12 protein-coding genes are annotated in these 14693 nt (G+C 68.3%); 9 read left to right on the top strand and 3 right to left on the bottom strand.

Features of this window, described 5'->3' with window-relative positions:
• Positions 1–31: 31 nt before the first annotated feature.
• Positions 32–889 (bottom strand): putative selenate ABC transporter substrate-binding protein, encoded by an 858-nt coding sequence (locus AC3A6R_RS24335; protein ID WP_487858407.1) that lies wholly within the window; start codon positions 887–889, stop codon positions 32–34.
• 98 nt (positions 890–987) lie between these two features.
• Between AC3A6R_RS24335 and selD the strand changes: the two genes are divergently transcribed.
• From selD to AC3A6R_RS24365, 6 genes are all read left to right on the top strand, one after another.
• A complete protein-coding gene (selD, locus tag AC3A6R_RS24340; protein WP_487865864.1) occupies positions 988–2064 on the top strand; it encodes a selenide, water dikinase SelD in 1077 nt (358 codons plus the stop codon).
• A gap of 26 nt (positions 2065–2090) precedes the next feature.
• The gene (locus AC3A6R_RS24345; RefSeq protein WP_487865865.1) at positions 2091–2576 is read left to right on the top strand and encodes a hypothetical protein; all 486 of its coding nucleotides are present in this window, start codon (positions 2091–2093) and stop codon (positions 2574–2576) included.
• 13 nt (positions 2577–2589) lie between these two features.
• Positions 2590–3039, top strand: a complete 450-nt coding sequence (locus AC3A6R_RS24350; protein WP_487858404.1) for a ribonuclease HI family protein — start codon at positions 2590–2592, stop codon at positions 3037–3039.
• 84 nt (positions 3040–3123) lie between these two features.
• The gene (locus AC3A6R_RS24355) at positions 3124–3372 is read left to right on the top strand and encodes a DUF3297 family protein (protein ID WP_487858403.1); all 249 of its coding nucleotides are present in this window, start codon (positions 3124–3126) and stop codon (positions 3370–3372) included.
• A 188-nt stretch (positions 3373–3560) separates the two neighbouring features.
• On the top strand, positions 3561–3848 hold the full coding sequence (locus AC3A6R_RS24360; RefSeq protein WP_487865866.1) for a helix-turn-helix domain-containing protein: 288 nt from the start codon (positions 3561–3563) through the stop codon (positions 3846–3848).
• On the top strand, positions 3835–5199 hold the full coding sequence (locus tag AC3A6R_RS24365; protein ID WP_487865867.1) for a HipA domain-containing protein: 1365 nt from the start codon (positions 3835–3837) through the stop codon (positions 5197–5199). Before AC3A6R_RS24360 ends, AC3A6R_RS24365 begins: the two co-directional genes overlap by 14 nt.
• Positions 5200–5206: 7 nt before the next feature.
• On the opposite strand, the gene AC3A6R_RS24370 is transcribed toward AC3A6R_RS24365, so the two are convergent.
• Positions 5207–11224 (bottom strand): alpha-2-macroglobulin family protein, encoded by a 6018-nt coding sequence (locus AC3A6R_RS24370; protein ID WP_487865868.1) that lies wholly within the window; start codon positions 11222–11224, stop codon positions 5207–5209.
• 335 nt (positions 11225–11559) lie between these two features.
• Between AC3A6R_RS24370 and AC3A6R_RS24375 the strand changes: the two genes are divergently transcribed.
• From AC3A6R_RS24375 to opgC, 3 genes are all read left to right on the top strand, one after another.
• Entirely contained in the window at positions 11560–11778 is a 219-nt protein-coding gene (locus AC3A6R_RS24375; protein ID WP_487858399.1) for an antitoxin VbhA family protein, read from the top strand.
• Positions 11771–12712: a Fic family protein gene (locus tag AC3A6R_RS24380; protein WP_487865869.1), complete on the top strand. Its 942-nt coding sequence runs from the start codon at positions 11771–11773 to the stop codon at positions 12710–12712. Before AC3A6R_RS24375 ends, AC3A6R_RS24380 begins: the two co-directional genes overlap by 8 nt.
• A 475-nt stretch (positions 12713–13187) precedes the next feature.
• On the top strand, positions 13188–14330 hold the full coding sequence (opgC, locus tag AC3A6R_RS24385) for an OpgC domain-containing protein (protein ID WP_487865870.1): 1143 nt from the start codon (positions 13188–13190) through the stop codon (positions 14328–14330).
• Here the strand turns inward: opgC and AC3A6R_RS24390 are convergent.
• Positions 14327–14686, bottom strand: coding sequence for a hypothetical protein (locus tag AC3A6R_RS24390; RefSeq protein ID WP_487865871.1), 360 nt, complete (start codon positions 14684–14686; stop codon positions 14327–14329). The genes opgC and AC3A6R_RS24390 overlap by 4 nt on opposite strands.
• Positions 14687–14693: the final 7 nt, after the last annotated feature.

A 14693-nucleotide genomic window follows, 5' to 3' on the forward strand; every position in this document is an offset into this window, starting at 1 on the left:
GCGAAGCGGCCTTCCGTGCGTTGGCTGCTGCTTACTTGATCAGGCCCGCCGACTTGCCCGCTGCCTCGATGCCGTCGTAGTTCGACGACTTGGTGGGCACGAACTTGCTTGCGCGCTGCAGCGCCATGATCTCCTTGTGCGACGGGTTCGAGGGGTCGAGCTTGAGGAAGGCGTCGGTGATCTTCTGGGTGAGGGCGGGATCGAGCCCGGGGCGCACGGTCCAGTTGTAGTCGTAGTAGGTGGGGGTGGTGGCGAGCACGCGCACCTTGGCGGCGTTCGGGTTCTTCGTCTCGACCAGCTTGTCCCAGACCGAGGCGTTCAGCACGCCGGCCTCGGCGCGCGCGGCGGCCACGAAGGCGACGGTGGCGTCGTGCGCGCCCGAGAAGGCGACGGTCTTGAAGTCTTTCTCGGGGTTGATGCCGGCCTGCATCAGGAAGTAGCGCGGCATCAGGCTGCCCGAGGTGGAGGAGGGCGCACCGAACGCGAAGGTCTTGCCTTTCAGGTCGGCCAGCGTCTTGGCGGTGCTGTCGATCGGCACGATGAACTTGCTCGTGAACACCTCGTCCTCGGCGCGCTGCACGATCGGAACCGCGCCGCCCTGCGTGCGGATGCGCGCCTGCACGAAGGTGAAGCCGCCGAGCCAGGCGAGGTCGATCTTGTTCGTCGCGAGGCCCTCGACCACGGCGGCATAGTCCGTCACGGGCGTGAACTGCACCTGGAGCCCGGTTTCCTTCTTCAGGTAGTCGCCGAGCGGCGTGAACTTGCGCTGCAGTTCGGTCGGCGCTTCGTCTGGAATGGCGGACACGCGCAGCACCTTGCCCTGGGCCGAGGCACCGAGGGCGGCGACGGTGAGCGAAAGCGCAAGGGCAATGCGAAGAAAGGGCTTCATGGGGGAAATGGACGCAACAGGGCGCCTGGAGAACGCGGAGCCCTCGATTGTAGAAACCCGCAGGCGGCGCCCGGGGCGCGCCGCTTCGATAATGCGGCATGACCGACACACCGACGACGTCCCCTCTCAATCCGCTTGCGCCGCTGCGGCTCACGAGCTTCTCGCACGGCGGCGGCTGCGGCTGCAAGATCGCGCCGGGCGTGCTCTCCGAGATCCTGAAGAACAGCGGCGCCGGGCCGATCCCGCAGGAGCTGATGGTGGGCATCGAGACCGCCGACGACGCGGCCGTCTACCGGCTCAACGATCGCCAGGCGCTGATTGCGACCACCGACTTCTTCATGCCCATCGTCGACGATCCCTACGAGTTCGGCCGCATCGCCGCGACCAACGCGATCAGCGACGTCTACGCCATGGGCGGCCGGCCGATCATGGCGCTGGCGCTGGTGGCCATGCCGGTCGACCAATTGCCGCTGGCGGTGATCGGCGAGATCGTGCGCGGCGGCCAGGACGTGTGCCGCGCGGCGGGCATCCCGATCGCGGGCGGCCACACCATCGATTCGGTCGAGCCGATCTACGGCCTCGTCGCGATGGGGCTGGTCGATCCGGCACACGTCAAGCGCAATGCCGCGGCCCGGGCGGGCGACGTGCTGGTGCTCGGCAAGCCGCTCGGTGTGGGCGTGCTGTCGGCGGCGCTCAAGAAGGAGCAGCTGCCGCTCGCGGGCTACCGCCAGCTCATCGACAACGCCACCCGGCTCAACACGCCGGGCATGGCGCTGGCACCGATGCCGGGCGTGCACGCAATGACCGATGTCACCGGCTTCGGCCTGGCCGGCCACACGCTCGAACTGGCGCGCGGCGCGGGGCTCACCGCCGTCATCGACTGGGCGCAGGTGCCGCTGCTCGACGGCGTGGCCGCGATGGTGGCCGAAGGCTTCGTGACCGGCGCCTCGGGCCGCAACTGGGACGGCTATGGCGCCGGGGTCGAACTGGCGCCCGGCCTGCCCGCCACCGCGCAGGCGCTGCTGACCGATCCGCAGACCTCGGGCGGGCTGCTCGTGAGCTGCGCGCCAGAGGCCGTCGACGCGGTGCTCGGCGTGTTCCGCGACGAAGGCTTCGCGCAGGCCGCGGTCATCGGACACATGGCGCAGGGGCCCGCCGGCCTGCGCGTCGCATGATGCGCACGCGGCGCTTGTTCCTCTTCATGGCGGCCGTCGCCGCGGCGGCCGCTTTCGGCCCGCAGGCGCAGGCGGCCGACGTGGTGCGCTGCACCGACGCGGGTGGACGCATCATCTACACCGATGGCCCGTGCCCGCCCGGCAGCCAGCTGTCGCGCCAGGTGCCGATCAGCGAGCCGCTCTCGGTCGTGCCTGCGCCCGGTTCGGCCGGCGAAGCACGCCGGCCGGCGGCCACGCCGCCAGCGCCACCACAAGCACCGCCGGCACCGCCGGCAAGCCCGCCGGCCGCTGCCGCACCGCAGGGGCCGGCGATCATTCCGCGCTACGCCGACGAGCGCACCCCGCCGCCGCCGCCCGAGCCGCCGCTCTACGGCTGGGGGCCCGATCCGTACTACGACGGCGGGCGCCCGATCGTGCGTCCTCCGAGGCCGCCACGGCCGGTGGATCCGGGCCCGCCGCCGGGCAAGCGGCCCTGCGCAAACCTCGCAGGCATCCAGCGCGGCAACTGCTGAAGAGCACGCAGCGTTGACGACGCCCGCCTGGACCGTCTACTGCGACGGCAGCGCCATGCCGAACCCGGGCCGCATGGGCGCCGGCGCCGTCATCACCGCGCCCGACGGCACCCGCCATGCGCTGTCGCAGGCGAGCCATGCGGTCGGCTGCAACAACGAGGCCGAACTGCGCGCGCTCACGCTCGCGCTGGGCGAACTGAAGGCGCTGGGCGCGACCGCCGTGCGGGCCTATACCGACAACAGCATCCTCGTGGAGCAACTCGGCGGCGCCGCAGCGCGCCCGATCGTGCGCCTGGCGGCGCTCTACGAAGCGGCCCGTGCACTGCTCGCCTCGTTCGAGGAAGCGAGCCTGCAGTGGGTGCCGAGACACCGCAACCACGAAGCCGATGCGCTGGCGCGCGCTTCGCTGGGGTTCGGCCCCAAGCCGCCGCCCAAGGCAGGCAAGAAGGCCAGGCGGCGCTAGACGCGGTGGGCGAGGGCCTATCATGCGCGTCCGTCGCCGCGCACTCGTTTGCCGCGGCCCTCGACTTGAAAGACGCATTCACCGATGACCGATACCGCCGCCCTGCCGCCCCTTCCCGACCACCTCTCCACCGATCCGCGCAGCCCGCACCATGTGCCGGCCGTGTTCGAGCACGACATCGGCATCCGCTTCAACGACAAGGAGCGTGGCGACGTGGAGGAATACTGCATCAGCGAAGGCTGGATCAAGGTGCCCGCGGGCAAGACGGTGGACCGCAAGGGCAAGCCGCTGCTGATCAAGCTCAAGGGCCGTGTCGAGGCGTTCTACCGCTGAGTGCCGTCGATCGCGTCCCGAGAGGGTTATTTCGGAATTTCGGAAATATTTGCTCATTTATTGCAATGAACGCCATTGTTTCGGATTTTCAGAAATTCTCACCGTTCAGGTCGCCAGGAACATAGAATTTCGGTTTTTCAGAAACCAGGCGTGCTGATCCGTCGCACGCCGCATGACTGGAAGACCAAATGACCGGAACGCGTGAAGAAGCGGTGCTTGTCGATGCAGCCGGAGCGCTTGGCCCGTACGTGAAGGCCGTGCGCAAGGGGCAGCGGTTGCGCATCGACGATGCTGCAGGCCTCGTTGGCGTCTCGGTGGACACGCTGTCGCGGCTGGAGAACGGCGTTGGCGCCGTTCGGCTCGACAAGCTGCTCGCCGTGCTCGATGGCCTGGGCCTGGCCATGCTCGTGGGCCCCAAGGAGGCGCTGGCCGGCATGGTGCCAGACCCCGAAGCGCTGCGCGATGAACGCGGCTGAGGGCGCCGTGCTTCGGCTGCTGGTCAGCCATGGCAATGAAGAGCGGGTGGGCGAACTCACCTTCACGCCTCGTGAAGACCGATGGAGCTTCTCTTACGACGAGACCTGGCGACGGAAGAAGCTTTTCCAGCTTTCGCCGGCCCTGCCGTGGCAAGCGCCCGAAGGCGGCTACGACTCGAACGCCATCCGGCGCTTCATCGTCAACCTGTTTCCCGAGGGGGCGCCGCTGCGCGCGGCCATCGAACAGCTGCACATCACCCCGGGGAATGCTTTCGCGCTGTTGCGCAGCATGGGCGGCGAGACCACGGGCGCGCTGGAGTTTCATGCCCCCGATCAAGCGCCGCCCGCGCGCGTGCAAGCCCGGGCGCTGCCGCGCGCGGAGCTCCATGAACGGATCGTCCAGGCGGAGCCAGGTGATCTCGCGGTCTGGGACGGCAGGCTGCGCATGTCCATCGCCGGCTACCAGGACAAGCTCGTCGTCTTCGCGGCCCACGATCCGGGACTGGACCCGGATGCGGCGATGTGGCTGCCCGAACCGCCGCTTGCATCGACCTACATCCTGAAGCCGCAGCCCCGCACCGATCGCACGCCCCACCTGGTGGTCAACGAGCACTACTGCATGCGCCTGGCGGCCAGCTACACGGATGCGGTGGCGCACGTCTCGGTCATGCGATTGCCCACCCCGGTCCTGGTCGTCGAACGCTTCGACCGCCGACGCACGGCAGAAGGAAGCCGCGACGAAGTTCGCAAGCTGCACGTGATCGACGCGTGCCAGGCCTGCGACATGTCGGTGGATGCGAAGTACGAACGCCATCTCGGCCATGCCGGCGAACTGGCCAGCTACCGCGACGGCATGAGCCTGCGCAGGCTCTTCGGCATCGAGAAGTTCCTGCGGCGGCCGGCGAGGGCGAAGCTGGAGATGCTGCGCTGGGTGCTCTTCCAATCGGTCATCGGCAACGCCGCCGCCCACGGAAAGAACTTCTCCTTCTTCGTGCACGGCGAATTGCTCGAGCCGTCGCCCTGGTACGACCTCGTCAGCGTCGAACGGTATCCCCACCTGGACCACAGCTATGCCATGGCCGTGGGCGATGCGTTCGGCTGGGACGAACTCACGCCTTTCAATCTGGCGTACTTCGCGCATCAGTGCGGCATCGGCAGGACGCTCCTGCAGCGCGAGGCCGCGCGGCTTGCCCGTGCGATGTCGAATGCGGGATCAGTGCTCGACGCGCAGGGCTACACCGACGAGGAAAGGAATTTCCTGCTGCCGATCTGCGAGATGGTGCAGGAACGCAGCCGAGCCCTGGTGGAGCGCGCGAAGGCGGCGGCCGTCTTCGCCGCCGGCCACTTCTAGGTACCTGCTACTTCACCGCCTCCACCTTCACCCGCGCATTCGGCGTCTCGCCGAACATCTCGGGCGCGTACATCGCCTCGACGCGGCTCGGCGGCAGCGCGAAGTCGCCGACGTTGTTGAGGCGCACGGTGTACTCGACCTTGACCACGCCCTTGGGCAGGTACTCGTAGTAGCTGCGGAAGGCCTCGAAGCTGCGCTCCTCGAAAGCCGGCCAGCCGGCGCCCGACTTGCGCTCGCCCTGCGTGGCGATCTGCGAGTCGCGGCCCAAGCCCGAGCCGAGGATGGTGGCGCCGCCGGGGATCGGGTCGCTCACCACGACCCAGGTCATGTCGGCGCTGGCGTTCACTTCGAGCGTCACGCGCAGCACGTCGCCGCGCGTGTACTTGCCCGCCACGGCCTGCTCGACCGGCGTGATCGTCTTCTTGAGCGCGTAGCCCGCTGCGAACGGCGCCTTGAGCTGCACCGCCGCGATCGACTGCATCGTGAGCCACGGCTTGCCGCTGCCCTGCTGCATGACCAGCAGGGTGTCGCGCACCGGCGCGCCCGATGGCGAGGCCGCCCACGGCAGGAACACGGTGTTGTTCTTCAGGTTGCCGGGCGAGGCGGGCGCGCCGAAGAAGGTGGTCTGGTTCGGCGCGCCGGTCGGGTCGCTGGCCTTCACGTGCTCCACCTTGCCCCAGTCGACCTGGGCCTTCGCGTTGCCGAGCGTGGCGGCCGTGATGCCGGCCACCGGCGTGCTCTCGAACAGCTTCGAGAACTTCTCGAGCGCGAGACCGCCCCAGAGGTTGGCGGTGGTGGTGTGCCAGGCGCCGTTCTGCTGGCGGCCGATGAAGCCGTTGGCGAGCTTGCCGATATCGTCGCGCCACGCCGGATCGTCCATCACGCTGAGCAGCAGGCGCGCGGTGTTGACGTCGCCGTTGGTCATGAGCCACCACCAGTAGTCGTCGCGCTCGGTGCTGAAGACCAGCTTGGTGCCTTGATAAGACAGCCGCGCCTTGAGCACGTTGTTGGCCTCGTCCAGCCGCTGCTGGCGCTGCGGCGCATCGGGCATGCGCTTCAAGATGTCGAGCCAGTCGATCACCGCGCTCGTGGGCCATTGGTTCGGCGCGATCGTGATGCTGCCGAGCATGCTGGGCTTGGCCGCACCGTAGCGCGACAGCGCCTCGAGTGCTGCGAGCTTGCGCACGTCGAGGTCCTTGCGCGGGCTCCAGAACTCGCGCTGGATGCGGCCCTCGACGAAGGCGATGAGGCCGGCCTGCATCGGCGCACGCTGTTCGTCGGCGAGCGCGAAGGCGGGGTTCAGCGCCGCGGCCTCGTGCGTGGCCGCCAGCAGGTACGACGTGAGGATGTCGCTGCCGCGGTTCGATTCGCCGTCGCGCGGCGGAAAGTAGCTCGCGAGGCCGTCGCTGTCGAGATAGGTCGGAAGCTGCGCCAGCACGCCCTGCCACATCTTCGCGTCGCGCAGGCCGACGGCCTTGCTGGTCTTCTGCTCGAGGCAGGTGAAGGCATAGTTGGCGAACCAGTCGCGCACGCCCGGCAGCCCCTCGGCGAGCTTCGGCTGCAGTGCGAGCTTGAGCCCGCCGCGGCCCGCGAGTGCGTCGGCCGGCGGTGCCACGTCGATGGTGAACGGTCCGTCGAGCTGCACCAGCGTGGCCTGCTGCACCGTGAGCGGCACCGAGGGCACGATGCGCTGGCGCACCTTGAGCGCGTCGCGCGCATCGCCGAGCGTGTCCCTGGCCTCGATCTCCCACAGGATGGCCTCGGCTCGCGTCTGGGCGAGCTGTGCGGGCGCGGTCACGGTCCATGCCAGTTCGCGGGCTTCGCCGGCCGGGATGTCGACGGTCTGCGGCGCCAGCGTGAGCAACGTGGCGCGCGGCGTGGCCTCGACCTTCATCGGCTTTTGCGTGGTGTTGCGCAGCGTGACCTGGGCGCGGAACTCGTCGTCCTCGCGCACCAGCGGCGGCAGGCCGCTGATGATCTGCAGGTCTTGCGTGGCCTGGATGCTGGCCTGGCCAGTGCCGAAGAGCCCGGTGCCCGCATCGGCAACCGCGACGATCTTGAAGGTGGTGAGCGCATCGTTGAGCGGCACCGTCACCACGGCCTGGCCGTTGGCATCGAGCACCAGCTTCGGGTTCCACAGCAGCAGGGTGTCGAGCAGTTCGCGCGTCTGGCCCTTGCCGCCGCCGCCGCCCGCGGGCACCGCCTTGCGGCCGTAATGCCGCCGGCCGACGATCTCCATCTGCGCGGTCGACGTGGCGACGCCCCAGCTGCGCCGCTGCAGCATGGCATCGAGCAGGTTCCAGCTGTCGTTGGGCATCAGCTCGAGCAGCGCCTGGTCGACCGCGGCGAGCGCCACTTCGGCACCGGCCGCGGGCTTGCCGTCGGGAAGCTTGGCGGTGATGGTGACCTGCGCCTTGCCGCGCACCGGGTAGGCCGGCTTGTCGCTGGCCACCGTCACCTCGATCTGGTGTGCGCGCGCGCCGACGCGGATCTCGGCCATGCCGAGGCGGTAGGCCGGCTTGCTGAGGTCGACCATCGCGGTCGGCGCGACGTATTCCTTGCCTTCGTACCAGAAGGCGGTCCACCACTCGCGCGGGGCCTTGAAGCCCCAGGTGAAGAAGCTGTACCACGGCACCTCGTGCAGCCGGCCGCGCAGCGCGAGCACGCTGACGTAGGCGTTCGGCCCCCATTCGGGCTTGACCTGCAGGCTCACGGTCGGGTCCTTGCCGTCGAGCTTGACCACGTGGGTCTCGATGATGCCTTCGCGCTCCACCGACACCAGCGCGGTGGCAAAGCGGAACGGGCTGCGTACCTGGAACTTGGCGGTCTCGCCGGGCTGGTAGCTCTTCTTCTCGGGCAGCACGTCAATGCGGTCGTTGTCCTCGCCGCCGAACCAGAGTTCGCCCTGCTTGGTCACGTAGACCGAGCTGGCGGCGCGCGCATCGCGGCCGTCGCTGTCGGTGGCGCTGGCGATCAGCTCGACCTCGCCGGTTTCCTTGAGCTCCGATTCGCACAGGAGCAGGCCGCGCGCGTCGCTCTTGCCGCTGCAGACGGTGCCGATCTCCTTGATGTCGGTCTTGTTGTCGTAGGTGTAGAAGCCGCCCACCATGCGCTTGCGGCTGGTGGTGGTGGTGCGCGCCACCGCGCGCACATTGAGCGTCACGCCGGCCTGGGGCTTGCCCGAGAGGTCGAGCGCGAGCGCCTGATACTTGAGCTTCTGGCCGGTCGAGACCCAGCCTTCGGTCTTGATGCCCGCAATCACCGAGGCGGGCCACAGCGTCTGCGTGCTGCGCAGGGTCTGCACCTCGCCGTTCGGGTCGGCGTAGGTGGCTTCGAGCAGCAGCTCGCGCGCGGCCCGTACCTTGGGCACCTTGTCGATCGTGACCTGGCCGGCGCCGTCCTTGTTGAGCGTGAGCGGCAGCTTGTCGGCGATCACGCGCGTGTCGCTGGCGGCGTTCGGGTCTTCCTCGCCCGATGCGCTGGTGTCGGCACCGGTGGCCGCCTGCGACCCCTCAGGCTGCACGCGCGGCGGCTGGAAGCTGAAGGCCTCGTGGTCGGCAAAGCCGAGGCTCTTGCCGCGCACCATGGCCGAGACACGCACCGGCAGGTTGGCGGCCGCGCCGCCGGCCACGTAGTTGATCTGCACTTCGGCCGGCACCGAGGTCGCGTTCACGAGCGGTTTCTTTTCGACCGGTGCGATGCGGCCTTCGAGCACCGGGAGGCGGAACTCCTCGACGCGGAACTGGCCGGTCGAGAAGCTGCGGCCATCGCCGTCGCTCTCGCCGTTGCCATCGCCTTTGCCGTCGCCGGCCTGCAGCGCGACCTGGTAGACGCCGAGCTTGGCGGCGGGCGGGATCGCGAAGGTGTTCTCGGCGCTCAGGCCGCCGGTCGGCGTCTTGCGCCAGGCCAGCGGCTGCGTGAAGCGTTGGCCGCTGCCGGTGTGGGTGACGACCAGCGTGGCGGGCTGGTCTGCATCTTTCTCAGGCAGACCGAAGCCCTTGCTGGTTTGCGTGCGCAGCAGGTGCTTCATCGACACCGTCTCGCCGGCGCGCAGCAGGGTGCGGTCAAAGATGGTGTGGGCCACGCGGTCGGGTTCGGCCTGCAGGCTCGTGGGCACGTTGAAGCGCCAGGGCTCGATGCCGCGCTGCCAGTCGCTCCAGGTGAAGGCGAGGTCCTCGACGCCCTTGTCGTCCTTGGCGCGGGCGCTGACGAACCAGGCGTCGCTGTTGTAGTCGCCGGGGCTGTTGCAGCTGGGCGCGTCGGGCGACACGCCCGCGAGCTTCACGATGCCGTTGATATCGGTGGTGCCCGAGGCGACCGCGACGCCGCGGCAGTCGGACACGCGCACTTCGGCATTCGGCACCACCTTGCCCTTGTCGAGCGTGGTGACCCAGGCCATCGAATTCTCGCGGCCGAGCTTGAAGTGCACGGCCAGGTTGGTGGCCAGCGCAGTGGTGCGCACGTACATCGTGCGGCCGGCGCCGTAGCGCTCGTCGAGCAGCGAATCGCCGAGCTTCTGCGAAGCGATCTCGAGCACGTGGAAGCCCGGGGTCAGCGGGATGCCGATGACCTCGAAGGGGCGCGGGTCGCCGCTCTCGGCCTTGGGCATGTCGAGCGTCTTCACGCCCGACTGGCCGGCCAGCAGCGAGAGCATGCGCGTTTGCACGTGGCTGCGCTCGTTGCGCTCGATGACGGGCGGCAACGTGCCCTTGACGTCCTTGCGTGCCTGCTCGCGGCTCACGGTGTAGTCGTCGTAGCGGCGCACCTTGCGGAACCACGCAATGATCTCGGCGTCGGTCTTCGGGTTGATGTCGCTCACCTTGCCGGGCGTGAGCGCCTGCACCATGAGCGCGGGCTCCACGCGCCGCACCGTCACCGGCATCATCGCGGGCATGTCGGGCTCGGCGAGCCGCTCGACCACGCCGAACGGCGAGGCCGCGAACTTGGCCAGCGGCGGCATTGCGCCGGTCGACACCTTCAGCGGAAAGCTGCCGGGCGATGCGAGTGCGCGGCCCGAGGCGTCCTCGAACTTGGCTGGCAGCTCGATCGTGAAGGCGGTGTCCTCGGGGAACGGCGCGCTGAAGCTCGCCGCGCTGACCACGTCGTCGTCGCTCGGCGAACCGCCCTCGTCCCCGAGCTTGGCCGGCGCCGGCTTGGCGCCGCCCTTGAGCTGGATCTGCGCGGCCATCTTGCGCGTGACCGGCGCGTTGAACTGCAACTGCATCGGTCGCAGCGGCAGGCAGGCGGCCTGGGCGTCCTCGCGCTCGCAGCTGAACGACACCGCGAACGGCTCGCGCACCTGGAAGCCCAGCCGGCGCTCCACGTTGTTGGCCACACCCGACGGCGTGGCCACGCCCTTGCCGTACACGAGCTGCACCTTGCTGCCCGGCGTGAGCGTGCGGTTGCATTGCAGCGCCACGAAACGCAGCGGCTCCTTCTCGGCCGCCTTGTCGCGGCCGAAGGCCTTGAGCAGGGCGGCGCGCTGTGCGCCCTCGAGCAGCCGCACGGGAATGCGCTCGCCGAGGTCTTCCGCCGCGCACCAGACGTTCTGGCGCACGCTCTCCACGGTGGCCGCGCCATTGAGTTCGAGCACGAACATCTGCTGCTCGTCGATGCGGCCATAGGTGCCCGGCATGACGTTGCGCACGAACGGCCCGCCGCTATTGAATTGATAGCGTTCGGGGCCGGTCAGCTCTCCGCCCGAGGCTGGCTTGAAGGTCGCGATGCGCGTCACCGTGCAGCGCACGCCCGGCGGCAGGTCGTTCTCGAAGTCGTAGACCCATTGCTTCGCATCGGTCCAGCGGCCGGTGCCCTTGCCGGCCTGCGCGTCGGTGCAGCTCACCGCGAGCGGCGCCGGCGCCTTGGGGTCGCCGAAATCGACAGCGGCCTGGTCGAACTTGGCGACCACCTGGCGCACCCGCGACACCTCGCCCTGGGGCGTGAGGCTGGTGATCTGGAGGGCGATGGCGGGACCGGCCCACAGGGCGGCGGTGGCCAGGAGCCATGCTGGAATGATTCTTTTCAATTGTTTCTCCACCTGAAGCAGCGCGCAGCGTAGCCGATTTGCGAGGCAGGCCGGCCGTGCCGGACGCGAGTGCGGTGTTGCGTTCAGGCGGTGCGCCGTGCCGCAGATTGCGGTCGATGCCTTGAAGCCCCGCCTCCAGGTAGCGCTCACGACAGCGAGCAACCTGCACGGGCTTGATGTCGAGCTGATCGGCGATTCTTCGTTCTGCAGCCCCTGCGCAGCCAGCAGCAAGATGCGCGCGCAGTAGAGCGCCGGAGGCGGCACGTCTCGCACCCCTGTGATATACAACGGAAGAGCGATCAGGTGACCAACGTACGTCTGAACTGGATAAGACCATGAATGCACTGACGAAGCCGCAGAAACTGCATTCGCAGATCAGCGCACAAGAGCGCGCACGTCGTCAGGCGAGTATCGACAACGCACGCGGCAGCGTGCGCTACGAGGGCTTCATCCTGTCGCCCGAGATCGAGGAGATCAACCGCCGATTCATCGACGGTGAATTGACTGGCGACCAGCACATCGAAGCCATCAAGGCCGCTGTGCTGCATGGATGATCGTCAGCGGGTAGAGCGGAACGAAGGCGCGCTCACTTTTGGGCGAATAGCGGAACTTGATCGCACGCCAGTAGAAGGCAAATTCGACGCGGCACACCTGAAAGAGATCCACCGCCGCATCTTCCAAGACCTGCCACACCATGCACCGGGTGAGTACCGCCCGGATGCCCCGGGTGGTTGGGTCAAGGGGCGTTCGCTTGAGGCTTCGCGCAGCCGCTATCCCGTCCACTATGCGCCGCGTAGCCAGGTTGATGCCGGTGTCGAAAAAGTGCTGGCCGAATTCGGCGGCCCTGACAGGCTGCGGGGCCTGAACGCAGAGCAGTTTTCCAGCCACATGGCCAAGCTGTACGGCGACCTTGACCACCTGCACCCGTTCAAGGAGGGCAATAGCCGCACGCTGCGCGCCTTCACGGCGCAGATCGCCCGCGAAGCTGGCGTCGAATTCAGTTGGAGAACCACCGACGTCGACGCGGCCAGCCGCGATCGGCTCTACATCGCCCGCGACAAGGAAGTGATGCAGCGTGCTTTTCCCGGCCTGGATCAAGATCGCGCACTGAGGACCAGCAATCCGGCCGAGACTCGGGCCTATGTAATGTTCGTAGCGCCGTTCAGGAAGTCCGATGGGCTGGAAAAGCTCATCAAGGAAGCGGCCTATAGGGCCGAGGACTTGGACGCGGCCAAGTCATTCCGCGAGGAATCGCAGGAGGACGCACAAAAAAAGAATCCTGCCTTGGCAGGCAGTTTCGCCAAGTTGGCCGCCATCGAGCGCAAGGCCGAAGCGGACGGAATCACCGTCCAGCAGCGCAGCGCCGTGGTGGCGCATGCGCGCGAGATCTTGGCCATCAACATTGAGCGCGGCGAGCGACCCGCGCAGACCATCAAAGAGGTTCAGGAAAGCGAGAAGGGCGTCGACCGCGGGGCGCCCGAGAGATAGACCTGTCCGGCTTGTTCGCGCCTGGATGGCTGCTCGATCGACCGGCTCGATGTACATCAGCGTGGTCACCGTTCTGGAAATCCAGCGGGGATCAGCCTGCTGGCCCTTCGCGGCGGCGAGCGGCAAGCAGCCATCTTGAATCGCTGGCTCGAGGAGATGGTTCCGCCCGCCTTCGATGGGCGCATTCTTTCGGTCGACCGCATGATTGCGCGCCGCGCGGCACAGCTGCCGTGGGCGCATGTTCGCAATTACCACGATCCTCTTAACGCGGCAACGGGCGTGGTGCACGGTGCTGCGATCGCGACGCGCAACGTCAAGCATTTCGCGGCCGCGGGCGCGAAGTTGATTGATCCTGGAAGTAGGGTGCTGACCACCGGCGATGCCGGCGGCCGAGGGGCGAGCATGATGTCTTCATACAATTGGCTACGTCGTGCGTGCGCCGCGCAGACCGCCACCGAGACCTCGCCGCCGACCGATGAAACGTTACTGGGAAATAGACGCCTTGCGCGGGCTGATGCTCGTGCTGATGACCGTCACGCACCTGCCCACGCGCGTGACCGATCCGCTGGGCCAGCCCTTCGGCTTCGTCTCGGCGGCCGAGGGCTTCGTGCTGCTGTCGGCTTTCGTCGCCGGTCTGGTCTACAGCCGGATCGGCCACGTGCGCGGCGTCGAGCCGATGCGCCAGGCCTTTTGGCGCCGCGTGCTCAAGGTGTACCTGTGCCAGGCCGCGACCCTGCTGTTCCTGTTCACCGTGATCACCGCGCTGGGGCTGCACATCGACCAGCCGGCGGTCAAGAACCTGGTGTCGTACTACCTCGCCGAGCCGGGCAAGGGCTTCGTCTTCGGGCTGCTGCTGATCTACGAGCCGGCGCTGCTCGACATCCTGCCGATGTACATCTTCTTCATGCTGCTGAGCCCCTGGGTGTTGGCGTTCGCGATGCGCCACGGCTGGACCGCGGTGATGGTGGCGAGCGTCGTGATCTGGTCGCTGGCGCAGTTCGGCCTCAGCGAGTGGATCTACGGTCTGGCGGTGCGCTGGCTGGGCCTGCCGGTGCCGTTCCACGAGATGGGCGCGTTCAACAGCTATGCCTGGCAGTTCCTCTGGTTCGCGGGGCTGTGCATGGGCGCCAGCCGCAACATGCCCGATGCGCGGCCGCTGCATTTTCCGGCCTGGATCTGGGCGCCGGCGCTCGCGATCGCGCTCTACGGGTTCTGGTGGCGCCACCACGGCATCAACGGCCAGGCGCCGTTCGGCGGCGACGTCGAATTGAACCTGCTGTTCGACAAATGGCAGCTCGGGCCGCTGCGGCTCGTCAACCTGCTGGCGCTCGGCGTCCTGGCGGTGCGATTCGGACCCTGGCTCATGCGCCGGATTCCGCGCCTGCATTGGCTCGAGGCCATGGGCTCGGCCTCGCTGCCGGTGTTCTGCGCGCACCTGGTCGCGGTGCTGCTGGTGCTGGCCTTCTACGGCGACAGCCAGACCGCGCGGCCCTGGTGGGGCGACGGGCTGCTGCTGCTGGCGGTGTTCGGGGGCATGTACGCGGTGGCGCGGGTCTCGCGCGGCGCCGACGTGCCGCCGCCCGCCGACGAGGCGGCGACAGAGCCGGCACGGGCCTAGCGGCGCTTCGCCTTCAGGTTCCGGATGTACCGAAGTTCGTTCTGAGACGTCGTGTTCGCCGGATCGATTTGCAGCACCCGCGCGTGCAGCGCTTTCGCGGCGTCGAGGTTGCCGAGTTCGACGTGCGCAAAGGCCATGCCGCGCAAGGCGCGGGTTTGCTCCTGGGTGTGCAGCGCTGGCGGTGTGAGTTCCACCGCGCGCAGGGCTTCATCGAAGGCCTCGAGCGACCCCGGCCAATCGCGCTCGAGCCCACGGATGTGCCCGCGTTCCGACAGGTATTGCGAATTGCGCGGAGAGAGCGCGATGGCTGCGTCATACGCCGCCTTGGCCTCGGGTAGCCGATCGAGGTCGACCATCGCGAAG

Source organism: Variovorax sp. Soil_C_19 (assembly GCF_057657255.1).